The organism is Halomonas sp. B23F22_3 (genome assembly GCF_043496965.1).
Classification (GTDB): Bacteria; Pseudomonadota; Gammaproteobacteria; order Pseudomonadales; family Halomonadaceae; genus Halomonas.
The window spans coordinates 467,823-491,448 of the sequence record NZ_JBIEKG010000001.1 but is presented as its reverse complement, the minus strand read 5'-3'; the positions used below and the strand labels follow the sequence as shown (position 1 = coordinate 491,448).

21 protein-coding genes are annotated in these 23,626 nt (G+C 69.0%); 11 read left to right on the top strand and 10 right to left on the bottom strand.

Annotated elements, in window-relative coordinates; translation table 11 throughout:
* Positions 1 to 12: 12 nt before the first annotated feature.
* The 4 genes from ACGTNG_RS02190 to ACGTNG_RS02175 all read right to left on the bottom strand — a co-directional run bounded on the left by ACGTNG_RS02190 (position 13) and on the right by ACGTNG_RS02175 (position 5,634).
* Positions 13 to 3,129, bottom strand: a complete 3,117-nt coding sequence (locus tag ACGTNG_RS02190) for a molybdopterin dinucleotide binding domain-containing protein (RefSeq protein ID WP_394575215.1) — start codon at positions 3,127 to 3,129, stop codon at positions 13 to 15.
* Entirely contained in the window at positions 3,122 to 4,327 is a 1,206-nt protein-coding gene (gene nrfD / locus ACGTNG_RS02185; RefSeq protein ID WP_394575214.1) for an NrfD/PsrC family molybdoenzyme membrane anchor subunit, read from the bottom strand. Before nrfD ends, ACGTNG_RS02190 begins: the two co-directional genes overlap by 8 nt.
* Complete coding sequence (gene dsrO, locus ACGTNG_RS02180; protein WP_394575213.1) at positions 4,311 to 5,087, bottom strand: sulfate reduction electron transfer complex DsrMKJOP subunit DsrO; 777 nt, start codon at positions 5,085 to 5,087, stop codon at positions 4,311 to 4,313. Before dsrO ends, nrfD begins: the two co-directional genes overlap by 17 nt.
* Positions 5,088 to 5,349: 262 nt before the next feature.
* The gene (locus ACGTNG_RS02175; RefSeq protein WP_394575212.1) at positions 5,350 to 5,634 is read right to left on the bottom strand and encodes an XRE family transcriptional regulator; all 285 of its coding nucleotides are present in this window, start codon (positions 5,632 to 5,634) and stop codon (positions 5,350 to 5,352) included.
* 394 nt (positions 5,635 to 6,028) lie between these two features.
* On the opposite strand from ACGTNG_RS02175, the gene ACGTNG_RS02170 reads away from it, so the two are divergent.
* The 6 genes from ACGTNG_RS02170 (at position 6,029) to ACGTNG_RS02145 (ending at position 13,633) form a co-directional block, all read left to right on the top strand.
* Positions 6,029 to 7,468 (top strand): APC family permease, encoded by a 1,440-nt coding sequence (locus ACGTNG_RS02170; RefSeq protein ID WP_394575211.1) that lies wholly within the window; start codon positions 6,029 to 6,031, stop codon positions 7,466 to 7,468.
* A gap of 152 nt (positions 7,469 to 7,620) precedes the next feature.
* Positions 7,621 to 8,601 carry a glutarate dioxygenase GlaH gene (gene glaH / locus ACGTNG_RS02165; protein ID WP_394575210.1) on the top strand — a complete coding sequence of 327 codons (981 nt, stop codon included), beginning with the start codon at positions 7,621 to 7,623 and terminating at the stop codon, positions 8,599 to 8,601.
* A gap of 89 nt (positions 8,602 to 8,690) precedes the next feature.
* Positions 8,691 to 9,887, top strand: a complete 1,197-nt coding sequence (gene lhgD, locus ACGTNG_RS02160; protein WP_394575209.1) for an L-2-hydroxyglutarate dehydrogenase — start codon at positions 8,691 to 8,693, stop codon at positions 9,885 to 9,887.
* 157 nt (positions 9,888 to 10,044) lie between these two features.
* A complete protein-coding gene (locus tag ACGTNG_RS02155; RefSeq protein ID WP_394575208.1) occupies positions 10,045 to 11,004 on the top strand; it encodes a TAXI family TRAP transporter solute-binding subunit in 960 nt (319 codons plus the stop codon).
* 6 nt (positions 11,005 to 11,010) lie between these two features.
* Positions 11,011 to 11,592: a DUF1850 domain-containing protein gene (locus ACGTNG_RS02150; protein WP_394575207.1), complete on the top strand. Its 582-nt coding sequence runs from the start codon at positions 11,011 to 11,013 to the stop codon at positions 11,590 to 11,592.
* Between the two features lie 37 nt (positions 11,593 to 11,629).
* Positions 11,630 to 13,633, top strand: coding sequence for a TRAP transporter permease (locus ACGTNG_RS02145; RefSeq protein WP_394575206.1), 2,004 nt, complete (start codon positions 11,630 to 11,632; stop codon positions 13,631 to 13,633).
* A 57-nt stretch (positions 13,634 to 13,690) separates the two neighbouring features.
* On the opposite strand, the gene ACGTNG_RS02140 is transcribed toward ACGTNG_RS02145, so the two are convergent.
* Positions 13,691 to 14,176 (bottom strand): hypothetical protein, encoded by a 486-nt coding sequence (locus ACGTNG_RS02140; RefSeq protein ID WP_394575205.1) that lies wholly within the window; start codon positions 14,174 to 14,176, stop codon positions 13,691 to 13,693.
* Positions 14,177 to 14,415: 239 nt separating this feature from the next.
* Between ACGTNG_RS02140 and purE the strand changes: the two genes are divergently transcribed.
* From purE to ACGTNG_RS02125, 3 genes are all read left to right on the top strand, one after another.
* Complete coding sequence (gene purE / locus ACGTNG_RS02135) at positions 14,416 to 14,928, top strand: 5-(carboxyamino)imidazole ribonucleotide mutase (RefSeq protein ID WP_394575204.1); 513 nt, start codon at positions 14,416 to 14,418, stop codon at positions 14,926 to 14,928.
* A gap of 13 nt (positions 14,929 to 14,941) precedes the next feature.
* Entirely contained in the window at positions 14,942 to 16,054 is a 1,113-nt protein-coding gene (locus ACGTNG_RS02130) for a 5-(carboxyamino)imidazole ribonucleotide synthase (RefSeq protein WP_394575203.1), read from the top strand.
* Between the two features lie 160 nt (positions 16,055 to 16,214).
* On the top strand, positions 16,215 to 17,429 hold the full coding sequence (locus ACGTNG_RS02125; RefSeq protein ID WP_394575202.1) for a cation:proton antiporter: 1,215 nt from the start codon (positions 16,215 to 16,217) through the stop codon (positions 17,427 to 17,429).
* Positions 17,430 to 17,501: 72 nt separating this feature from the next.
* Here the strand turns inward: ACGTNG_RS02125 and ACGTNG_RS02120 are convergent, their stop codons facing one another.
* The gene (locus ACGTNG_RS02120; protein WP_394575200.1) at positions 17,502 to 18,497 is read right to left on the bottom strand and encodes a YeiH family protein; all 996 of its coding nucleotides are present in this window, start codon (positions 18,495 to 18,497) and stop codon (positions 17,502 to 17,504) included.
* A 98-nt stretch (positions 18,498 to 18,595) separates the two neighbouring features.
* On the opposite strand from ACGTNG_RS02120, the gene ACGTNG_RS02115 reads away from it, so the two are divergent.
* Positions 18,596 to 19,513, top strand: coding sequence for a LysR substrate-binding domain-containing protein (locus ACGTNG_RS02115; protein ID WP_394575199.1), 918 nt, complete (start codon positions 18,596 to 18,598; stop codon positions 19,511 to 19,513).
* Here ACGTNG_RS02115 and ACGTNG_RS02110 read toward each other — a convergent pair.
* Positions 19,487 to 20,299, bottom strand: coding sequence for a TraX family protein (locus ACGTNG_RS02110; RefSeq protein WP_394575197.1), 813 nt, complete (start codon positions 20,297 to 20,299; stop codon positions 19,487 to 19,489). The genes ACGTNG_RS02115 and ACGTNG_RS02110 overlap by 27 nt on opposite strands.
* Before the next feature lie 129 nt (positions 20,300 to 20,428).
* Here ACGTNG_RS02110 and ACGTNG_RS02105 point away from each other — a divergent pair, with 129 nt between their 5' ends.
* The gene (locus ACGTNG_RS02105) at positions 20,429 to 21,148 is read left to right on the top strand and encodes a glutamine amidotransferase-related protein (protein ID WP_394575196.1); all 720 of its coding nucleotides are present in this window, start codon (positions 20,429 to 20,431) and stop codon (positions 21,146 to 21,148) included.
* 133 nt (positions 21,149 to 21,281) lie between these two features.
* On the opposite strand, the gene ACGTNG_RS02100 is transcribed toward ACGTNG_RS02105, so the two are convergent.
* The 3 genes from ACGTNG_RS02100 to ACGTNG_RS02090 all read right to left on the bottom strand — a co-directional run bounded on the left by ACGTNG_RS02100 (position 21,282) and on the right by ACGTNG_RS02090 (position 23,613).
* Complete coding sequence (locus ACGTNG_RS02100) at positions 21,282 to 22,052, bottom strand: transporter substrate-binding domain-containing protein (RefSeq protein WP_394575195.1); 771 nt, start codon at positions 22,050 to 22,052, stop codon at positions 21,282 to 21,284.
* Positions 22,053 to 22,177: 125 nt separating this feature from the next.
* The gene (locus tag ACGTNG_RS02095; RefSeq protein ID WP_394575194.1) at positions 22,178 to 22,909 is read right to left on the bottom strand and encodes an ABC transporter permease; all 732 of its coding nucleotides are present in this window, start codon (positions 22,907 to 22,909) and stop codon (positions 22,178 to 22,180) included.
* A complete protein-coding gene (locus ACGTNG_RS02090; RefSeq protein WP_394575193.1) occupies positions 22,909 to 23,613 on the bottom strand; it encodes an ABC transporter permease in 705 nt (234 codons plus the stop codon). The genes ACGTNG_RS02095 and ACGTNG_RS02090 overlap by 1 nt, the downstream gene beginning before the upstream one ends.
* Between the last annotated feature and the right edge of the window lie 13 nt (positions 23,614 to 23,626).

Genomic DNA, 23,626 nt, shown 5'->3' with positions numbered 1-23,626 from the left:
CGAGCCGGCGGCTCAGCCCTCGACGCGGGTGACCCGGATCGGCAGCCCCTGGCGCACGGCGGCGCCGCTGATCGGCTCGAGCCAGGTGCCGGCCACCCGGCGGGTCGGGTCGGCGAAGCCCAGGTCGTTGATGTTGATGCCGGCGCGCAGCCACTCGAGGTCGGGCTGGGACTCGCCGTCGATCACGTGGGGCGTGGCGCCGAGATCGCGGTGGCCGTAGCCGTGCTCGATGGCCAGCGCCCCCGGCGCGACCCCCTCGCCGACCAGCGCCAGGGCGGTCACGCTGCCCCCGGGGCTCTCGATGCGGATCACGTCGCCGTGGGCGATGCCGAAGCGCTTGGCATCCTCACGGTGCAGCATCACCGGGTTGTACGGCTTGATCATGCGCAGCCGTTCGAGGCCGATGGCGTAGGAGTTCATCAGGTTCGACTTGAACGAGAACGCCAGCAGCGGCCACTCCTCTTCGGTGAACACCTCGCGCATGGCTCGCCCGTCGGCCAGGGAGGGCAGGCCGTGACAGGGCACGCCGCGGTTGGGCACGCCGGTCTGGGTGTTGATGCTGGTACCGACCCGCTCGTTGTAGACGCACAGGGTGCGCGTCCAGGCGCTGGTGAGGTTCTCGCCCTTGAAGTGATCCGAGAAGTCCTCGAAGCGCCCGCCGCGGGCGTAGAGGTAGGCCACCGGGCCGCGCTCATCGGAGGGCAGGGTGCGCTCGAGCTTCGGCATCAGCGGCGCCAGGCCGGCGTGGTCGATGTCGCCCTGCTCGGCGGCCGGCAGCGGCTCGCCCTGGAAGGCGACGTTGGCCGCGGCGCGCAGGAAGAAGTCCTCGGCGCGGTTCAGCGGGTGCAGGGTGCCGTCGGCGGCGGGGATCGCCCCCTCGCCGAAGCCGGGCAGGCCCAGGCGCTTGGCCACGGCGATGAAGAAGCTCTCCATGGAGACCGGCTCGCCCTCCGCGGTCTTCTCCTGGCGCGGCTCCACCACTGGCCAGCAGGCGGTGGTCATCTTGCCCAAGGTGCCGCGCCAGGCGCCGGTGAAGCCCCACACCTCGTACATCACCGAGTCCGGCACGATGTAGTCGGCGTAGCGGTTGGTCTCGTTGATGAAACCGTCGACCGCCACGTAGAGCCCCAGGCGCTTGGGGTCCTTGAGCTTGTCGGCGATCAGCCCCTCGAGGCCGGCCTGGCCGTAGATGGGGTTGGCCATGCAGCCGATCACCGCCTTGATGGGGTAGGGGTAGCCGTCCAGCGCCGAGGGCAGGTGCTCGGTGAGGGTGGGCGGCGCCAGGGAGCGCCACGGCGCCCGGGCCGGGTAGGGGGCCTCGCCGGCGGCGACCTTGCGCCGGTATTCGGAGGACTTCTCGTAGGGGAAGCGCGAACGGGAGAGGAAGAGGCCCTGCGGACCGCGCTTGCCGGGGAAGTTGGCCAGATCGTAGCGGGGACCGGTGCCCACGCCGTTGAACTGGCCGCCGCCCGGGGCACTGCCGCCCTTGCGGTTGTGGTTGCCGGCCAGCAGGTTGAGCATCTGCACGGCGAAGGCGGCGTAGAAGCCGTTGCCGGACATCATGCCGCCGTGGCAGTTGACCACCGCGCGGCGGCCGTGGCGGGCGTAGCGCCGGGCCAGCTCGACGATGGTCGCCTCGGGGATGCCACAGTGCGCGGCGTAGTCGGCGAGGCTGTGCTCCTGGGCCGCCTCGCGTAGCAGGGTCAGGCTGCTCTTGACGCGAACGCGCTCGCCGCTGCCGTCCTGGGCGGCGCCGAGCTCCACCTCGCGATCGACGAAGAGCTCGGCGGCCATCACCGACTCGCCGTCGACCAGCTCGCCGTCGGCGATCACCAGCGGTGCGTCGTCCTCGGCCCCCGCCTCGGCGCGGCCCAGGTCGCTGGCGCGCAGGAAGCGGCCGCGGCGCGGGTGGCCGGCGCTGTCGATCACCAGGTGGGTGGCGTTGGAGTGGGTGGCCTCCCCGGCGGCGTCGGCGGCGGCCTGGCCGGGTAGCGCGAGGAAGTCGGCGGCGTAGCCCTCGTGGTCGAGCAGCCAGCGGATCAGCGCCATGGCGAAGGCGCTGTCGGTGCCCGGGCGGATCGGCACCCAGCGGTTATGGTCGGCGGCATGGGAGGCCGAGGCGTTGAGTGCCGGGTCGACCACCACGTACTCCAGGGTGCCGGCGGCGCGGGCCTGGGCGATCAGCCGGCCCTGGCGCTTGAAGGGGTTGCCGGCCTGGCTGGGCGCGCAGCCGATGTACATGATGAAGCGCGCGTTCTGGATGTCCGGTTTGACGTGGGCGAACTTCTTCATGTCGTTCATCACGGCGCCGGAGCCCATGCGGAAGGCGAGCCCGCAGTAGGAGCCGTGATGGCCGTAGTTGCGGGTGCCGAAGGCGTTGAAGGCGAAGCGCTTGAGGATCGCGGAGCGGCCGTAGTCGGTGGCCTCCATCACCATCAGCTGGTTGGCCTTGGGGCCGTACTCGGGGTTCGCCGGGTCGATCGGGGTCTGGACATCGTGGATGGCGCGCAGGCCGTCGACGTGGCCCTCTCCGAACAGGTCGCCGCCCTCGCAGATCTCCTCGATCACCTGCTCGAAGGGCACCTTCTGCCACTCCCGGCTGCCGCGCTCGCCGACCCGCTTCAGGCAGTGGGTGACCCGGAAGGGGCTGTCGATCTGGCTCATCATGGCGTTGCCGCGGGCGCAGGCGGTGGAGCGGTTCTGCTGGCCCTGATCGCCGTAGGCGCTGAGGCCGCGCAGGGCATCGACCACCGGGGTGCGCATCGGCAGGTGCTCGTCGGCGGAGAGCGGATGATAGGGGTTGCCGGCGACGCGCAGCACCCGGTCGCTTGCGTTGTCGACGCGCACCCGCACGCCGCACTTGGTGGTGCAGCCGTAACAGACGGTGAAGGCCAGGCGCTGGTCGGGGTTCAGGGTCAGCTCGCCGCTGGCCGGGTCGACGGTGTATTCCGGCACCAGGGAGTTGCCGTGGATGCGGTGCTCGGGCGTCTCGCCGGCGCTGCCGGTGAGGCCCTTGCCCATCTTCAGCAGCGGGTCGGCGTAGCCGGCGGCGAAGGTGGCGGCGCCGCCGGCGGCGACGGCGCCCTTGATGAAGCGGCGGCGTGACGGGTCTGCGGACGACTTAGCCATGATGGGGCGCTCCTTCGGGGGCATGGTCGGGAGAGGAGTCGAGAGAGGAGTCGCGGTCGTGCTCGCGGGAGGCATCGGCGGCGCTGCCTCCCCGGCGCGCCTGGCGCCACGGCACGCAGAGGTCGATCACCAGCAGGGCGGCGAGCCACAGGCCGAAGGTGCCGACGATGCCGAGCACGCCGGAGGAGCCGGCGGGGATGCCGTAGTGGTGGAAGCCGGCGCTGTGGCGGGCCACGGTCTGCACGTCCATCAGCACCACCCAGCGGAACATCCAGCCGACGTGCAGGGCGACCAGGCCCAGCAGCCAGGCCCAGGCGAAGAGCGCCGGGCGACGCGCGGCGGGGCGGCTGAGCAGGAAGAGCACGGCGCCGAACAGCGCCACGCCGGTGAGGCCGCCCCACAGGGCGGTGCTGCGCCACTCGGCGCTGCCGCGCACCGACTCCAGGGCCGCGGCCACCGAGCCGACGTGGGCGTTGATGCCGTCGAGGAACCAGCTGCCGGCGATCAGGCCCGCCGCCAGGCAGGCGCCCAGCATCACCCGGAGCATCTGGCCGACGACGCTGGCGTCGCGCAGGCCGCTCGCGCGGTTGAGCACCAGGATCAGTCCCGCCGCACCGATGACGCCGGTGGCCACGAACATCGGCGGCAGCCAGACGGTGTGCCACAGCGGGCGGGCCTTGACGATGGCCACCTCGGCGCCGGTGTAGAGCATGATGCCGGTGGAGAGCGCCAGGGTAGCGAGCCCCACCAGCACCACCAGGGCGCGCGGGGTCGGCGCCTCGCCGAGCGACGCCCAGCGGGCGACGAAGCCCTTGAGCCCGGGCGCCTGACGATTCGCCTGCAGTGCCGGCCGCCAGGCGAGCCAGGCGAGCACGATCACCCCCACCACGTAGAGCGGCAGGATCAGGCTGCCCACCGACATCCAGGAGTGGCCGTTGGCGTAGGCGTAGAAGTGCCAGAAGCGCAGCGGCTGGTGGAGGTCGGCGAGCAGCGCCACCGGGGCCACCAGGGTGGTGGTCAGGCAGGCCAGCAGCGCCAGGCGCGCGGTGGGCTGCCAGCGCGACTTGCCGAACACCAGGGCCGGGGCGGCCAGCCACAGGCTGGCGTAGGAGAGGGCGATCATGAAGAAGTACTGCACCGCCCAGGGGTACCAGGCGATGTCGTAGCGCGGGGCGAGCAGCTCAATGGCCGAATTCATAGCCCATCTCCTTGCCGTGGGGGTCGAGGACGTCCAGGGCCACCGGCTCGGCCTCGGGACGCGTGACGAAGCGTTCGTCCATGCCGAGATAGAAGACCTGGGGGAGGGTGTTCTTCTCGGGCTGCAGCACCATCAGCGCATCGTGATGTTCATCGATCATGCGGCTGATCTGGCTGTCCGGGTCGCGCATGTCGCCGATGATCCGCGCGCCGCCCACGCAGCTCTCCACGCAGGCCGGCAGCAGCCCGGCCTCCAGGCGGTGGGCGCAGAAGGTGCACTTGTCGGCGGTCTGGGTGCGCTCGTTGATGAAGCGGGCGTCGTAGGGACAGGCGTTGACGCAGTAGGCGCAGCCCACGCAGCGGTCGCTGTCCACCACCACGATGCCGTCCTGGCGCTGATAGGTGGCCTCCACCGGGCAGACCGGCACGCAGGCCGGGTTCTCGCAGTGGTTGCAGAGCCTGGGCAGCATGAAGGTGGCGACCTCGCCGGTCTCCTGGTGCGCCACCTCGTACTGGGAAACGGTGGTGCGGAAGCTGCCCAGCGGGGCGGCGTTCTCGATGTGGCACGACACCGTGCAGGCCTGGCAGCCGATGCACTGGCGCAGGTCGATGAGCATGCCGTAGCGCTTGCGGGGGTCGCCTTCGCGACGGGGCGGCTGCTGGTTAATGCCGGCGCGGGCGACGCTCGAGAGCGGCACCATCGCGGCGCCCGCGCTGAGGCGGGCCAGCTGGCCGAGAAGGGAGCGGCGAATGGGGTCCATGGCGCCTCCGGTGGCCTGGATGGGGCGGGATCTTCCGCACGCTGGCGGAAGGAGCTTTCCGGAAGGCTACCCGTGACCGGGGAGGCGCCACTTGACGCCGATCAAGTATTAATTAGCAGGCTCTTAATGTTGGCGTAATGTTGGTGCAACCTGCTGAAATAAAAAACTTAAAGGGCGAAGTCACGACAAGAAAAAAACGCCCCGCCGGTGGGCGGAGCGTTCGCTGTTCGGTGCCGGGGCGGTCGCCCGTGGCGGTCATCGATCAGGGCGGCGTGGGTGTCCCGCTCGTGTCGATGCTGTGATAGACCAGGCGCAGCTCATCGATGGAGAGATGCTCCAGCTTCCCCGAGAGGAGGTCGCTGATCTTCTGCATCGGCAGGCCGGCGCGGCGCGCGATCTCGCGGCTGCCCAGGTCAGATACGGCGATCAGCCGTGTGATGATGCGCATGAGGCGCGTACGTTTTTCCAGATCCCTGACGTCGAGGCCAGGGTTAGTTCGCGGAGGGTCGGTGGGTTCCGCGGGGGCGGGGTGACGTGCCGTGCTCATGATGCTCCAGTTGGCAATTGCGACAAGCACACTATGGCGGCTGAAGAACGTTTTTGCCAGTGTCCATTGGGGGAATTTTCAGGGAAAAATCGTCGCGGCGGCGGGAGGCGGCACGGGGGCGCCTCGTGTGGAATATCGAACACCCCTGGCAAGCAGGACACTCGGCCCCCCGCGCGGCATCTCATGCTTCGTGTTGTTTTTATATGTCTGTTTTAAATAAATTTATAAGGCTTTGGTTCGTTCCGTTGCCGAGGGATGGGGCCACCGGTCGCGACGAATGTCTACGCTGTCGGCGTTTCATTTCTCTTGAACGTTTTTCTATCGTTTACTACTTTGTAGACGTTTTGAGGAAAAATCTTAAATCACCATAACGACAAACGACGACGAGGCTGACATGAACAACGAGACGTCGCATGAGACGCATCTGAAGCGAGTGCTGGCGCGCAAGGACGTGCTGGCTCTGGCCTTCGGTGCGATGATCGGCTGGGGCTGGATCGTGCTGACCGGCAGCTGGATCCAGTCGGCCGGCAGCCTGGGCGCGATCACCGCCTTCCTGATCGGCGGGCTGATCATCGTGCTGGTCGGGCTGACCTACGCGGAGCTCGCCTCGGCGATGCCCCAGGTCGGCGGCGAGCACGTCTACAGCTACCGCGCCATGGGCCACTTCGCCTCCTTCCTCTGCACCTGGGCGATCACCCTGGGCTACGTGAGCGTGGTCGCCTTCGAGGCCGTGGCGCTGCCCACCGTGGTGGAACACCTCTTCCCGGATTACGCGGTGGGTCAGCTCTGGACCATCGCCGGCTGGGACGTGAAGGCGACCTGGGTCGCCGTCGGCGTGGCCGGCTCGCTTGCCATGATGGCGATCAACTACATCGGCGTGCGCACCGCCGCCCTGGTGCAGAAGGTCGTGACCCTGCTGATCCTGGCGGTGGGCGTGATGTTCATCACCGGGGCCCTCTTCCAGGGCAGCACCGAGACCATGCAGCCGCTGTTCAGCGTCGAAGAGGGCGTGATGGGTGGCATCATGATGGTGATCATCATGGTGCCCTTCATGTTCGTCGGCTTCGACGTGATCCCCCAGGCCGCCGAGGAGATCGACTTGCCGTTCAAGGAGATCGGCCGCGTGCTGATGATCTCGGTGATCCTGGCGGTGTTCTGGTACTCCTTCATCATCCTGGGCACCGCGCTGATGCTCGATCCCGAGGCGCTGGGCGCGAGCTCGCTGGCGGTGCCGGATGCCATGCAGGCCGCCTTCCAGGCGCCCTGGGCCGGCAACCTGATGATCCTGGCCGGCATCGCCGGCATCATCACCAGCTGGAACGCCTTCTACATCGGCGGCTCGCGGGCCATCTATGCCCTCGCTCACTCCGGCATGCTGCCGGCCTTCCTGGCCAAGCTGCACCCCAAGTATCGCACCCCGACCAACGCCATCCTGCTGATGGGCCTGCTCTCCTCCCTCGCGCCCTTCTTCGGCCGGCAGGCGCTGGTGTGGCTGGTGGTCGCCGGGGGCCTGGGCATCGTCATCGCCTACCTGTTCGTGGCGCTCTCCTTCGTGGCCCTGCGTCGCAACGAGCCCGACATGGCACGGCCGTTCCGGGTCCGCCGCGGCAAGACCGTGGGGGCGCTGTCGGTGATCCTCTCGGTGGCACTGATCGGCATGTACCTGCCGGGCAGCCCCTCGGCGCTCTCCACCATCGAGTGGGTCATCTTCGCCGGCTGGATGCTGATTGGCCTGTCCCTCTATGCCTGGTCGCGTAACCGCTATGGCGTCGCCTACAGCGACACCATGATGAAGCGCGAGCTGGCCGGCGCGGACCCCTATCCCGGTCGCTGATACCGGCCCTGTAGGCGGCCGTCCCGGGAGCCCCGGGGCGGCCATCGACGACAGAGCGAAAGGATGGCCGAAGGCTGTCCTTTATTTTTGACAAAATAAAAAAATGTAGATATTTTTTGTTTGTGTCCACGTAACGCCATGGAGCCCCTGACATGACCGTACTGACCCAGCTGCCCGAGACCGCCATGCCCCTGCCCGCCGATCTTCACGGCTTCACCCTCACGCCCTCTACCCATTCGCCGCGCCTGCTGCAGCTGATCGTCAGCCGCGCGGTGGTCGAGGCCTTCCTCGAGGCCGTCGCCGAGTGGCCGGTGCAGGCGCTCGAGTACAAGTCCATGCTGCGCTTCCGCGTGGCGAAGATCCTCGACGACCTGTGCGACAACACCCTGCAGCCGGTGCTGATCAACACCCTGGTGGACCGCGCCACCGGCGGCCTGCAGGTCACCCCGGAGGGGCTCGACGACGTCGCGCAGGCCGAGGAGATGGTCAAGTTCGCCACCGCCGTGGCGCACCTGATGGGGCGCTCCAACTTCGATGCCATGAGCGGCCAGTACTACGCGCGCTTCGTGGTGAAGAACGTCGACGAGTCCGACAGCTACCTGCGCCAGCCGCACCGGGTGATGGAGCTGCACAACGACGGCACCTTCGTCGAGCAGGACACCGACTATGTGCTGATGATGAAGATCGACGAGCAGCACATGCAGGGCGGCAACTCCCTGCTGCTGCACCTGGACGACTGGGAGGGGCTGGAGCACTTCTACCACCATCCGCTGGCACGCCGGGCGATGCGCTGGACCGCGCCGCCCAGCAAGAACGTCGCCCGGGATGTCTACCATGCGGTCTTCGACGTGGACGCCGAGGGCCTGCCGATCATGTCCTACATCGACCAGTTCGTGCAGCCCAAGGACTTCGAGGAAGGCAACTGGCTGACCGACCTCTCGGACTCGCTCGAGAACAGCCCGGCGATCCTCTCGGTGCCCAACCCGGTGGGCAGCTTCCTGCTGATCAACAACCACTTCTGGCTGCATGGCCGGGATCGTTTCACGCCGCACCCGGACCTGCGCCGCGAGCTGATGCGCCAGCGTGGCTACTTCACCCACGCCAAGACCCTGCGCGACCCGCGCCAGGTCTGAGGCGCATCGCCGCGATCGACGCGTTACCCTGACGAGGCCACGCCGGCATGACGGCGTGGTCGTCGCATTATTAGAAGAACGAGGACGGCATGTACGATTTCATCATCATCGGCGGCGGCATCCTGGGGATGTCCACCGCCATGCAGCTCCAGCAGGCCTGGCCCGATCGCCGCATGCTGTTGGTGGAGAAGGAGCGCGAGGCGGCGTGCCACCAGACCGGCCACAACAGCGGTGTCATCCACGCCGGGGTCTACTACACCCCGGGCAGCCTCAAGGCGCGCTTCTGCCTGGAGGGCAACCGCGCCACCAAGGCCTTCTGCGAGGCCCACGACATCGCCTACGACACCTGCGGCAAGCTGCTGGTGGCCACCAACGAGCAGGAGAACCAGCGCATGGAGGCGCTGTGGGAGCGCACCGCGGCCAACGGCCTGGAGCGCGAGTGGCTCTCCCGTGAGGCCCTCGGCGAGCGCGAGCCGAACATCACCGGCATCGGCGGCATCTTCGTGCCCTCCAGCGGCATCGTCGACTACGCCGAGGTCACCCGGGCGATGGCCGCCGAGTTCGAGCGCCTGGGCGGCGAGATCCGCTACGGCGCCGAGGTCACCGCCCTGGAGGAGCGCCGCCAGGAGGTGGTGGTCACCACCGGCGCGGGCGAGTTCACCGGGCGCTACCTGGTGTCGTGCTCCGGCCTGATGGCCGACCGCGTGGTGCGCCTGCTCGGCCGCGACCCCGGCTTCAGCATCTGCCCGTTCCGCGGCGAGTACTACCTGCTGCCCGCCGAGCACAACGCCATCGTCAACCACCTGATCTACCCCATCCCCGACCCGTCCATGCCGTTTCTGGGCGTGCACCTGACGCGGATGATCGACGGCAGCGTGACCGTGGGGCCCAACGCCGTGCTGGCGCTGGCTCGCGAGGGCTATCGCAAGCGCGACGTCTCGCTTGTCGACATGGCGCGGATGTTCAGCGACCCGGGCATTCTCAGGGTGCTGGGCAAGAACCTGCGGCCGGGGCTGGCCGAGATGAAGAACTCGCTGCACAAGCGCGGCTACCTGGAACTGGTGCGCAAGTACTGTCCGAGCCTGACCCTCGAGGACCTCACCCCCTATCCGGCCGGGGTGCGCGCCCAGGCGGTGACCCGCGACGGCAAGCTCGTCGACGACTTCCTGTTCGTCAACACGCGGCGCACCGTCAACGTTGGCAACGCCCCGTCTCCGGCGGCCACCTCGGCGCTGCCCATCGGCGCGCACATCGTCGGCAAGGTGAAGGAGCTGGTCGAGGCGTGATCCGTCATCGACCTAAGGGGGATTGCCGAAAATATCAGAGAACGTAGAAATAGTGGCATGGTGACACACGCTCGCCCCATGCTAGCGTTGCCGGAGGCGTCGCGACCCGGCGCCGACACAACTCACAACAACCTGGTTCCAGGACCGGAGGAATGCCATGCGAATCCTGAAGTACGCCGCCGCCGCGACACTGCTGGCCACGGCCCCGCTGGCCGCCGCCCAGCAGCTCTCCATCGCCACCGGCGGGACCGGCGGCACCTACTACCCCTACGGGGGCGGTCTCGCCGAACTGATCGGCAACCACATCGAGGGGGCCGAGGCCGTCGCCGAGGTGACCGGGGCCTCGGTGGAGAACATGGGGCTGGTGTGGCGCGGCGACTCCGACCTGGCCCTGGCGCTGGCCGACACCGTCTATCAGGCCTATAACGGCACCGGCGACTTCGAGGGCCGCCAGCTCGAGAACATCCGCGCGCTGGCCTCGATCTACCCCAATGCCGTGCAGATCGTCACCCTGGCCGATTCCGGGATCGAGTCGCTCTCCGACCTCGAGGGCAAGACGGTCTCCGTGGGCGCGCCGGGCAGCGGCACCGAGGTCAATGCCGAGGCCCTGCTCGAGGCCAACGGCATCACCTATGACGACATCGACGCGCGCCGCCTGAACTTCAACGAGACCGCCGATGCCATCCGCGACGGCGACATCGACGCCGGCTTCTGGAGCGTGGGTCCGCCCACCAGCTCGATCATGAACCTGGCCACCACCCGCGACATCCGCCTGGTCGGGCTGACCGACGAGGAGATCGCCAAGGCCAAGGAAGCCGAGCCCGTGTTCGCCGCCTACACCCTCAAGACCGGCCTCTACGAGGGCATGGAAGAGCCGGTGCAGAGCATCGGCATCCCCAACGTGCTCGCCGTGAGCAGCGAGATGGACGAGGAGCTGGCCTATCAGATCACCAAGGTGCTCTTCGAGTACACCGACGAGCTGATTGCCATCCATCCGGCGGCCAACGACACCACCGTGGAGTTCAGCGTGGAGTCCACGCCGATCGGCTTCCATCCGGGCGCGCTGCGCTACTACGAGGAAGTGGGTGCCGAAATCAGCGACCATCAGCGTCCCTGACGTTCGATGCACGCATCACGCCTGATCGCGGGGCGGGCCTGGCTGCCCGCCCTGCTGCTGTGTGTGTGCCTGGCCGCCGGCGCCCCGGCGGCCGGCGCCCCGGCGGCCGGCGCTCCGGCGGCCGGCACTCCGGTGGCCGGCACTCCGGCGACCGCGGGCGATACGCCCCTGACCGAGCCCAGGCTGGAGGTGCGAGACGCCGACGGCGAGCCCCTGGTCAGCCTGCTCATGCCCGAAGGCGAGGGCTGGTGCCTGGAGTGGAACCACTCGGTCGAGGGCTTCGCGGTGCTCGACTGCTACCGTCATCGCGACGGGCGCATGGTGCTGACCCGCAGCCACCTGCCCGACTTCGCCGCGGGGCTCGACCATATCCCCGGGCGCGGCCGTCAGGTCTCGGACGGCGAGGGCGGCTACTGGATCGAGGCGATCGACGAGCCCGTGCCGGGCAACGCCTATCGGCTGCGGGTCGGAGCGATGCGCGTCGATCATCGCCTGGTGGTCGACGGCGTGCGCACGAGCCTCAGCCGCCTGGCGGCCAACGAACGGGTGACGATCCGGCTGGCGCTGCCGGCCGCCACCCCCGACTGAACCACAACCCTGCGGACACTCCCGCGAGAGGATCACGATGAGCGATTCGGGCACCTCCCCCGTCATCCCCGGCAGCCAGGCGAACCATTCGCGCCAGGTGCTGTGGCTGATCACCCTGGTGGCAGTGGGGCTGTCGCTGTTCCAGCTCTACTCCGCCGGCATCCAGCCGCTGGGGCTCTTCTACCAGCGCAGCATCCACCTGATGCTGATCATGATGCTGGCCTTCCTGATGTTTCCCCTGCTGGGGCCGAAGCATGATCGCGGGCTCGCCAGCGGGCTGGTCGATGCGGTCTTTCTCGGCGGGGCGCTGATCACCGGCGGCTACCTGGTGCTCTACCTCGACGACATCATCAATCGCGCCGGCTTCTGGAGCCAGACCGACATCGTGGTCGGCTGCATCGCCACCGTCACGGTGCTGGAAGCGGCGCGCCGGGCGGTGGGGCTCGGCATGACGATCATCGGCGTGATCGCCATCCTCTATGCCTTCGCCGGTCCGCGCGGCGAGCTGCCCTGGCTCGGCCAGTTCCTGCCGGGCATCCTCGAACACCGCGGCTACAACCTGGACCGCCTGGTCGGCCAGCTCTACCTGGGGCAGGAGGGCATCTTCGGCCTGCCGATGGGCGTGGCGGCCACCTACATCTTCATCTTCGTGCTGTTCGGCGCCTTCCTCGAGATCACCGGCGCCGGCAAGTTCTTCATCGACCTGGCCTATGCCGCCACCGGCCGCCAGCGCGGCGGGCCGGCCAAGGCGGCGGTGATCGCCTCCGCCGGCATGGGCTCGATCTCCGGCAGCGCCATCGCCAACGTGGTGACCACCGGCGCCTTCACCATTCCGCTGATGAAGCGCCTGGGCTACAAGCCTCACCAGGCCGGCGGCATCGAGGCGGCGGCCTCCACCGGCGGGCAGATCATGCCGCCGCTGATGGGCGCCGGGGCCTTCCTGATCGCCGAGTACACCCGGATGCCCTACCTGGATGTCGTCAAGGTGAGCATCCTGCCGGCGATCATGTACTTCGGCACGGTCTACCTCTTCGTGCACATCATTGCGCTGAAGCAGGGCATGCAGGGCATGGCGCGCAGCGAGTTGCCGCAGATGCGCGACGTGATGGGGGCCGGCTGGCACTTCCTGCTGCCGCTGGCGGTGCTGGTGTGGCTGCTGGTGATGAACATGTCGCCGATGCGGGTGGGCTACTACGCCATCCTCACCATGCTGGCGGTGGCGGTGGCGCGCTTCGCGGTGTGGTTCCTGTTCATCGCCCCGCGGGAGGGCGACCGCGTGACCGCCGCCACCCTCAAGGAGGCGGTGATGCGCGGGCTGCTCAAGCTGGTCGGCGGCCTCGAACTGGGCGCCCGCAACGCCGTGGCGGTCTCCATGGCGTGCGCCGTGGCCGGGATCATCGTCGGCGTGGTGGGGCTGACGGGCCTGGGCCTGAAGTTCTCCTCGATGATGATGGCCTTCTCCGGCGGCAACCTGCTGCTGGCGCTGGTCATGGTGCTGCTGGCGAGCCTGGTGCTGGGCATGGGCCTGCCGGTCACCGCCAGCTACATCGTGCTGATCGTGCTGGTGGGCCCGGCGCTGACCGCCGAGTTCGGCGTGCCGCTGCTGATCGCCCACCTGGTGGTGTTCTGGTACTCCCAGGACTCCAACGTGACGCCGCCGATCGCCCTGGCCGGCTTCGCCGGGGCGGCGATCGCCGGGGCCAAGCCCATGGACACCGGCTTCCAGGCGTGGAAGTTCGCCAAGGGGCTCTACTTGATCCCGCTGTTCATGGTCTACAACCCGGAGATCATCATGGGGGGACCGTTGCCGCTGCTGGTGTGGACCGCCTTCACCGGCCTGCTGGCGCTGGGGGCCTTCGCCGCGGCCCTGGAGGGGTACCTGTTCACGCGCATGGGCTGGCCCGCGCGCGCCCTGCTGCTGCCGGGGATCGTCGCGGTCTTCTATCCGAGCCTGGCGGTGGAGGTCGCCGGGGCGGCGCTCATGGTGCTTGTGCTGGTCGGCAACTGGCTGGCCAGCCGGCGCTCGAGCGTGCCGGCCTGACGCAAGAAGCCCCGCCCGAGGCGACTCGGGCGGGGCCTTGAGCGTAAAGCGCTGCGATCAGTAGGTGGTGTCGCCGTCGACGGCTTCCTCGGTCTCGTTCATCGCCTCATCGGCCGCCTCTTCGGTGGCTTCCGCGGCGTCCTCGGCCTCATCCATCGCCTCGTTGGCGGCATCCTCGGTGGCCTCACCGGTGGCCTCCATGGCGTCCCCGGCCTCGTCCATCGCCTCGTCGGTTGCCGCTTCGGTGGTGTCCATGGCTTCTTCGGTCGCGCTAGCGGCCTCGTCGGCGGCGGCGTCCACGGTGTCAGCCGTTTCCTCGGCGGCCTGCTCGGCCTCCGCGGCGGCATCGTCCATGGCTTCGCCCGTCTCCTCGGCGGCCTCGTCCAGGGCCTCGCTCGTTTCGTCGGCGGACTCCTGCATCTCCTGCTCGATCTGTGCCTCGGTCTCGGCGGCCTCTTCGGCGGCGGTGTCGCTGCCGTCATCGCAGCCGGCGAGCATCAGGGTACCGGCCAGGGCCGCGATCAGGATCAGTGGCTGTTTCATGGGTCTCTCCGTCGTTGGGTGAATCCGCTGGAACGTGGTCCTTTCGCTCCTCACACATTGACCCTAGCAGCCAATCTGGCACTCAGGGTGAAAGTGTTGTCGCGCTGCGGCGACGACCGCGCCTCGGGTGAGGAAGCGACCGCCGTGCTCTGCTAGAATAGCTGCCTTCCATTACTGACCGCGCTGCGTGGTGCCTGCCCCGTGGCCCTTTCGTCGTTCGTTTTTGCCAGGAGTCGCAGATGTCGTCATCGAAGCAGTCGCCGAGGGTCGGCGTGATCATGGGGTCGAAGTCGGACTGGCCCGTCATGGAGCATGCCGTGGCGATGCTCGAGCGCCTGGGCGTGCCCTGCGAGACTCGGGTGGTCTCCGCCCACCGCACGCCGGACCTGCTCTTCGACTACGCCAAGTCCGCCGCCGAACGCGGCCTCTCGGTGATCATCGCCGGCGCGGGCGGCGCCGCCCATCTGCCCGGCATGGTGGCCTCCCAGACGGCGCTGCCGGTGTTCGGCGTGCCGGTAGAGTCCAAGGCCCTGAAGGGGCTGGATTCGCTGCTCTCCATCGTGCAGATGCCCGGTGGCGTCGCCGTGGGCACCCTGGCCATCGGCAAGGCCGGCGCGACCAATGCCGGGCTGCTGGCCGCCCAGGTGGTCGGCCTGCAGGATGAGGAGGTGCGCCGCGCCGTGGAGGCCTTCCGCGCCGAGCAGACCGAGACCGTGCTCGACAACCCCGACCCGCGCCCCGCGGCCGAGTGAGAGGAGAGACCCCATGAACATCGGCGTACTGGGAGCCGGCCAGCTGGGACGCATGCTCGCCCTGGCGGGCTATCCGCTGGCCAACCGCTTCACCTTCCTCGACACCACCGGCCACCCGAGCGCCGGTATCGGTGACGTCATGATCGACACCGACCAGAAGCACCTGGCGAGCTTCCTCGAGCAGGTCGACCTGGTCACCTACGAGTTCGAGCACCTGCCGGTGTCGCTGGTTCAGGCCATCGAGGAGCACAAGCCGGTGTATCCCTCCAGCGAGGCGATCCGCATCTGCCAGAACCGCGCCGAGGAGAAGGCGCTGTTCGACCGCCTGGCGATCCCCACGCCGGCCTACCGCCTGGTGGAGAGCGCCGAGGCGCTCGAGGCGGCGGCCCGGGAGCTGGGCACGCCGGTGGTCGCCAAGTCGGTCACCGAGGGCTACGACGGCAAGGGCCAGGCGGTGTTGAAGGACCCGGCCGACGCGGCCGAGGCGTGGCGCTCGATCAACCACCCGCGGCTGATCGTCGAGGCCTTCGTCGACTTCGTGCGCGAGGTGTCGATCATCGCCGTGCGCGGCCGCGACGGCGAGGTGGTCTTCTACCCGATGGCCGAGAACCAGCACGTGGACGGCATCCTGCGCTATTCGATCGCGCCGATGCCGGACCTCGACGACAGCGTTCAGCAGATCGCCGACGGCTACATCCGCGCGCTGCTCGACGAGCTCGACTACGTGGGCGTGCTGACCCTGGAACTCTTCCAGACCCGCGACGGCGCGCTGCTGGCCAACGAGATGGCGCCCCGGGTGCACAACTCCGGCCACTGGACCATGGACGGCGCGGTGACGAGCCAGTTCGAGAACCACCTGCGCGCCATCCAGGGGCTGCCGCTGGGCGACACCGCGGCACGCATGCCCACCTGCATGGTCAACGTGATCGGCCGCGAAGGGGAGGCGGCCGAGCTCCTCGCCCTGCCGGAGGCCCACCTGCACCGCTACGACAAGGCCGAGCGTCCCGGCCGCAAGCTGGCCCACGTCAACCTGCTGGCACCGACCCATGAGGCGCTGCTCGAGCGGGTGCGCGCCTGCGCGGCCCTGCTGCCGGACGCGCCCGCACCTCGCTTCAGCTTCGAATAGGCGGGGCGGTCCCGTCGGCCACGAGAAGGCCCCGCGCATGCGGGGCCTTCTGCCGTCAGGCGTCAGGCTCCGGCCTGTGGCATGGTAGGCGTATCCGGCCGTCGATGAAGGCCAGCGGAACCGGCGCTCGACACAGGGGCACCACAGGGAGGACGAATCGGTGACGGAGACCGCAGTTCATGCACAGGCCTGGCTGCCGGTGGCGCTGTCGCCCAGCGCGACGGCGCTGATGCTGCTGGGGGTGATCCTCTCCTCCAGCATCTTCGCCGATGCCGTGGCGCGGCGCACTCGGCTGCCGCGCATCTCGCTGCTGGTGATGGTCGGCGTGGGCGTGGCCGTCGTCCAGCAGTGGGTCCTCGGGGCGCCGGAGCCGCGTCCCCTGGATGGCCTCGGTGAGCCGCTGATCCAGGTGGCGCTGGTGATGGTGGCCTTCCTGCTCGGCGGCGAGCTCACGCGCTCGCGGTTGAAGAGCATCGGCCCGCTGCTGCTGATCCTGTCGCTGTCGGTGATCGGGGTGGGCGCCCTGGCCGTCGGCCTCGGCCTGCTGGCGCTGGGCTTCCCGCTGGTGGTGGCGGTGTCGCTGGCGGCGATCTCGGTGGCCACCGACCCGGCCGCCGTCCAGGAGACGGTACACGCCAGCGGCGACAGCCGGCTGCGCGCGCGGCTGCTGCTGGGGATCGTGGCCATCGACGACGGCTGGGGCATCGTGGTCTTCGGCCTGGCCATGGCGGGGCTGGGCTGGATGCTCTCCGGCGCCGGCGGCGGCGAGCGAGCCCTGCTGGAGGCCGGCTGGGAGCTGGGCGGCGCTCTGCTGCTGGGTGCCGCGGTGGGGCTGCCCGCCGCCTGGCTGACCGGCCGGCTGCGGCCCGGCGAGCCGACCCAGGTCGAGGCCCTGGCGCTGATCCTGCTGCTGGCCGGGCTCTCGCAGTGGCTCGGGGTCTCATCGCTGCTGGCGGCGATGATCACCGGGGCGCTGGTCGCCAACCTCTCCACCCATCACACGCGCTCCTTCAACGAGATCGAGCACATCGAGTGGCCCTTCCTGGTGTTCTTCTTCGTGCTGTCCGGGGCCAGCGTCGATCTCTACCACCTGGACGACGCCCTCGGCCTGACCCTGGCCTATATCCTGCTGCGCCTGCTGGGACGCTACCTGGGCGGCAGGCTGGGGGTACGCCTGGCCCGCGAGCGCCAGGCCGAGCTGCCGCGCAATATCGGCCTGGCCCTGACGCCCCAGGCCGGGGTGGCGATGGGCATGGCGCTGCTAGCCGCCGAGCAGTTCCCCGCCTACGGCCCCCTGCTGCTCTCCGCGGTGGTGGGCTCGACGGTGGTCTTCGAGATCCTCGGGCCCGTGCTGGTCCGGCGAGTGCTCACATGACGGATACGCCAACGGCCGACACGAGGGTCGGCCGTTTCGGGTGTCGACCGCCCAGGTCCGCGGCCGAGTCGCTCAGCCCATCAGCAGGCGGCTGGCCAGGAAGCCGCCGGTGAGCAGCATCACGAACAGCGTCAGGGCCAGGATGAAGGGGCGCAGGCCGAGGCTGCGCAGCTTCTCCAGGCGCGTCTCGTAGCCCAGCGCCGCCATGGCCATGGTCAGCGCCACCTGGCCGGCCAGCACCAGGCCGTCGTGCAGCGGAGCGGGCAGCCGAACCAGGCTGTTGAAGACCACCATGGCCATGAAGCCGAAGGCGAACCAGGGGATCACCAGGCCGCCGCCGGCCGCCTGCGCCCCATCCCCCTCGCGGCGGCGCATCCACCACTGGCCGACGATCAGCAGGAAGGGCACCAGCAGCATCACCCGTACCAGCTTGACGATCACCGCGTTGGCCAGCGCCTCGGGACCCACCGCCTCGCCGGCGGCCACCACCTGGGCGACCTCGTGAACGGTCGCGCCGATATAGATGCCGTAGAGGCCCTCGTCCATGCCCAGCAGCGGATAGAGCAGCGGGTAGAGCAGCATCGCCAGCGAGCCGAACAGCACCACCGTGGCCACCGCCATGGAGGTGGCCGCCGGACGTGAGCGGATGGTCGACTCGGTGGCCAGCACCGCGGCCGCGCCGCAGATGGCGCTGCCGGCGCTGGTCAGCAGGGTGGTCTCGCGGTCCATGCCCAGCACCCGGGTGCCGATGAGATAGCCGACGATCAGCACGCTCGAGATGACCAGCACGTCGAGCAGCAGCACCCGGGGGCCCAGCGCGGCGACCTGCTGCAGGGTCAGCGAGAGGCCGAACAGCACGATGCCGCCGCGCAGCAGCCAGCGGGTGGCGAACTTGAGCCCCGAGGCGGTATGGCGCAGGCGGCCGGCCAGCGGGGTGTTGCCGACCACGATGCCCAGCAGCAGCGCCACCACCAGGGGGCTGATGCCGGCACCGGCCAGCGGGGGGAGTTGCGCCAGCCCGAAGCCGGCGGCGGTCAGGGCGATGCAGACCACCAGGCCTTGCCACATGATGATGTCCTCTCCGGGGATGTTCGGGACTATCCTAGGCGCGGCTCAGCTCGTATGGTTATCAGTTAATAACGAACTGGCTATTCGGAAAAACCGATATGACACCCACGGTGAGTTTTCGACAGCTGCAGGTCTTCGCCGCGGTGGCACGCCTCGGCACGGTGAGCGCGGCCGCCGCCGAGCTCAGCCTCTCCCAGTCGGCGACCAGCCAGGCGCTCTCGGACCTCGAGCGACACCTGGGGATCGCGCTCTTCGAACGGCTGGGGCGCCGCCTGCACCTCAACGACCTGGGCCGCCGGCTGCTGCCCCGGGCCGAGGAGCTGCTGGACGGCGTCGCCGGCTTCGTGGCCGAGGCCACCGAGCCCGAGGGGCGTCTGCAGGGGGTGCTCAGCGTGTCGGCCAGCGCCACCGTGGGCACCTACCTGCTGCCGGCCCTGGCCGGCCGCTTCAGCGAGGCGCACCCGGCGGCGGACCTGCGGCTCAGGCTGCGTAACACCTTCGAGGTGATCACCGACGTGCTGCGCCTGGAGGCGGACCTGGGGCTGATCGAGGGGGAGTGTCGCGAGCCGGCACTGGCCAGCGAGGCCTGGTGCGAGGATCGCATGGTGGTGGTGGCCGCGCCGGGCCACGGGCTGGCCCGGCGCGGGCGGCTCGACGAGGCGGCGCTGGCCGAGGCCGACTGGATCCTGCGCGAGACCGGCTCGGGCACCCGCAGCGTCTTCGAGCAGGCCATGCGCGCCCGTGGCGCGCCGCCCAAGGTGCGCATGGAGCTCGGCCAGCACGAAGCGATCAAGCAGGCGGTGCGGGCCGGCCTGGGGCTCGGCTGCCTGTCGCGGCTGAGCGTGGCCGGCGAGCTCGAGCGCGGCGAGCTGATCGCGCTGGACACGCCGCTGCGGCTGCGCCGTACCTTCTCCCTGGTCTGGCACCCGCAGCGCTATCGCAGCCCGCTATGGCAGGCCTTCAAGGTGTTCCTGGTCGAGGCGCGCCACTCAGCCCAGCCCGCCGGCGAGCCATAGCCACAGGGCGATGGCGGCGAAGTGCCCGGGATACCAGCCGAGCCACAGCCGTCGCGGCATGCCAAGCGGCACCCTCGGGATCAGGCGATGGGCGCCGGCGGCCAGCAGCAGGATCGCCAGGCAGGTGGCGACGGTGAAGGACTTGGCCATGTCGGAGCTGTTCATCAGGCCGGCCACCGCCAGCACCGGCAGGGCCATGGCGGTGGCGACGAGGCGCTCGGCGAGTGCCTCGCCGCCCTCGTGCAGGGCCCGCATGGCGATCATGTAGAGCGGGATCATCAGCAGGCCCAGGTGGCTATACTCGACCCAGAGGCCGGCCGTGGCCCAGGCGGCGACGGCGAGGCCGGCCTCGGCGATCAGCCGTGGAGGACCGAGCGTGCCGCGCTCGAGGCGCCCCCCCAGGGCCTGCAGCCAGGCGCCGCCGGTCAGGCCGAGGGAGAGCGTGAAGCAGATGTTGAGGATCAGGCCATCCGCCGAGCGGGGCATCAGCATATAGGGCAGCTGGGCCACCAGGCCGATCACCAGGATGCGCCGGGCATAGCGCAGCGGGTTACGGGTGTTGAAGAGCCCGTGCCAGGCCACCATGGCGGCGAACAGGGGAAAGGCGATGCGGCCGATGGAGGAATCGGCCCAGCCCAGCCCCCAGCTGTCCGGCACCGCGTAGCGTGCCAGGTGATCCACCGTCATGGTGATCAGGGCCAGCCACTGGCCCCAGCCGGTCCAGGTCGACGAAGGACGATGCGTGGCGGCGGCGGCCCGGGATGCGGCACTTGCCTGTTGAGTCATCGGAACCTCGCGCAATGGATGTGAACCGCATGGACTCGGGGCGCGCGAGGGAGTTCCGGGTCGCGATTCGGCGACGGGCGCGGGGCGGAAGCGTCGCCAAAGACGCACGGTGTAGGAGGAAGGCAGGAGATGGTGATCGGACTGCTGCAGTGCGACGACGTGGCGCCTGAACTGCGCGCGGCCCACGGCAACTATCCCGAGATGTTCGCGGCGCTGTTCCATCGCGTCGACCCGACCCTCGAGTTTCGCGTCTGGCGCTGCCTCGATGGCGAGATCCCCGAGGATGTCGAGGCGGTGGACGCCTGGCTGACCACGGGTTCGAAGTTCGGGGTCAACGACGCGCTGCCCTGGATCGCCGCGCTGGAGGCCTTCGTGCGCGACCTGTGGACGGCGGGCAAGCCGCTGGTCGGCATCTGCTTCGGCCACCAGCTGATGGCGAAGGCCCTGGGCGGCGAGGTGGTGAAGAGCGACCGGGGCTGGGGCGTGGGCCTCTCGTTCAACCGGGTGACCGAGCGCGCTGACTGGATGGTGCCCTGGCAGCCCGGTCTCGACCTGCTGGTCAGCCATCAGGATCAGGTGGCGCGACTGCCCTCGGGGGCGCGGGTCCTCGGCGGCAGTGACTTCTGCCCCTGCTACCTGATGCAGCTGGGCGAGCACTTTCTCGGCGTGCAGGGCCACCCCGAGTTCACCAAGGCCTACTCCCGGGACCTGATGGCCCTGCGTGGCGAGCTGATCGGCCCCCATCGGGTGCGCCAGGGTGAGGCGTCACTCTCGGCCGCGGTGGACGATACGCTGATGGTGCGCTGGATCCTGGCCTTCGTACGCCGGGCGATCGCGCTGCGGCGGTGACGCCAGGGCAAGGTCCTGGTGACCCCTAACGCACGACCGGGGCCCTGAGGGCCCCGGTCGCTTGCTGACGATCGATCCTGGCGAGTCTTTCTAGAGCGCGGGCGCCGAGCCTTTGCGATCGGCACCGGCCGGATCACTCCTCGCCGAAGTAGGTCGCGTGGATCTCGTCGTAGGTGCCGTTGGACTTGAGCGTGGCCAGCGCCTCGTTGAAGGCGGCGGCCAGTTCCTTGTCACGCTGGCGGAAGGCGATGCCGAAGCCCTCGCCGAAGTACTCCTTGGGCTCGGTGATTTTCTCGCCGACCACCTTGTAGTCGCCGGCGCCGCTCTCGAGCAGGGTGGACTTGCCGATCGGGAAGTCGAGGAAGGCGGCGTCGAGGCGGCCGGAGTCCATGTCCAGCACCATGTCGTCGGCGGTGGCGTAGCGGTTCACGTCGGCCACGTCGCCGTACATGTCGGTGACGTAGTTGTCCTGCAGGGTGCCGCGCTGCACGCCGAGGGTCAGGCCCTCGAGGGTGTCGTCGGACGGGGTGCCGATCTCGACGTCGCCGGGGGCGAACCAGGCCGAGGGCGGCGTGATGTAGGGATCGGAGAACAGCACCTGCTCGCGACGCTGCTCGTTGATGGTCATGGAGGACATGATGGCGTCGTACTTGCGCGCCTGCAGGCCGGGGATGATGCCGTCCCAGCCCTGCACGACCCACTCGCACTGGATGCCGATCTCGGCACACAGGGCGTTGCCCAGGTCGATGTCGAAGCCGGTCAGCTCGCCCTCGGGGGTGCGGAATTCCATGGGCTCGTAGGGCACGTCGACGCCGATGCGGATGTCGCGGACCTCGGCGCTGGCACTGCCGGCGACCAGGGTGGCGCCGATGACGCCGAGACTCAGGATCTTCTGGAACTTCATGGGTGTTTCCCCTTGTTGTTGATGGTTTCACCTTGTGGGTGATGACCCGCCCACGATAGCCGATGCCAGGGCGGGTCGGAAGGGCCGGTTCGAACGGTAGTTCCCAACGCTTGTTTTACGTTGTCTCAGCCGCTCGACGGCTTGAGGTGCGCCAGCAGGCGCTTCTCCAGATAGCGGAACAGGTAGAGGATCGCGAAGGTGAGGCAGAGGTAGATCGCGGCCACGAACAGGAAGGCATCGAAGGGCGCGTAGAAGCGCGCATAGACGAAGCGTGCCGCGCCGGTGAGGTCCATGATGGTGACCACGCTGGCGATGGCGCTGGCGTGGAGCATGAAGATCACCTCGTTGCCGTAGGCCGGCAGGGCCCGACGGAAGGCGCTGGGCAGCACGATGCGCCGGATCATCAGCCCCTTGGACATGCCGTAGGCTCGCGCCGCCTCGATCTCGCCGCGGTCAGTGGACTTGATGGCGCCGCGGAAGATCTCGGTGGTGTAGGCCGCGGTGTTGAGCGTGAAGGCGATCAGCGCCGGCACGAAGGGCTCCTCGAGGATCACCCACAGCCAGGTCTCCTGGATGCCCTCGACGAAGACCACGCCGTAGTAGATCAGGTAGAGCTGCACCAGCAGCGGCGTGCCGCGGAACACGTAGCAGTAGAGGAAGATCGGCAGGCTCACCCAGCGATGCTTCGAGCCGCGGCCGATGGCCAGCGGCACCGCGAGCACCAGGCCGATGATCAGCGACAGGAACACCAGCTGCACGGTGGTGACCAGGCCCTCGCCGTAGTAGCCGAGGGTCTGCAGGGTGAAGATGCTGTTGTCGGCCAGCCGGGCCTCCAGCCAGGTTATCAGGGCGTCCATCAGTCTGCCTCCCGGTAGCCGACGTTATAGCGTTTCTGCAGCCGCGCGAAGCCCCACTCGGAGACGCTGGCGATCAACAGGTAGATGGCGGCCACGATGATCATGAAGGTGAACGGCTCGCGGGTCGCCTTGGAGGCCTCGGCGGCCACGCGGACCATGTCCGAGAGGCCGATCACCGAGACCAGGGCGGTGGTCTTGAGCAGCACCATCCAGTTGTTGGAGAGCCCGGGGATCGCATGGCGCATCATCTGCGGGAAGCGGATGCGCCGGAACACCAGCCACTGGGTCATGCCGTAGGCGCGCCCCGCCTCTATCTGGCCGCTGTTGACCGCCAGGAAGGCGCCTCGGAAGGTCTCGCCCATGTAGGCGCCGAAGATCAGGCCGATGGTGATCACCCCCGCCACGAACTCGTTGACGTTGATGAAGATGTCGATCCCGAAGTGGTTGTAGAGGGCATCGGTGATCTGGTTGATGCCGATCTGGCCGCCGAAGAACAGCAGCATCATCAGCACCAGGTCCGGCACGCCGCGGATGATGGTGGTGTAGAGGGTGCCGATGCGGTGGGCCACCCAGCTGCGCGACATCTTGGCGCTGGCGGTGAGAAGCCCCAGCACGATGGCCAGCGCCAGGGAGAGCACCCCCAGCTGAATGGTGATCATGGCGCCCTCGAAGAGGCGCGGGCCGTAGCCATGCAGGTCGATCATGTCTCTCTCCTTG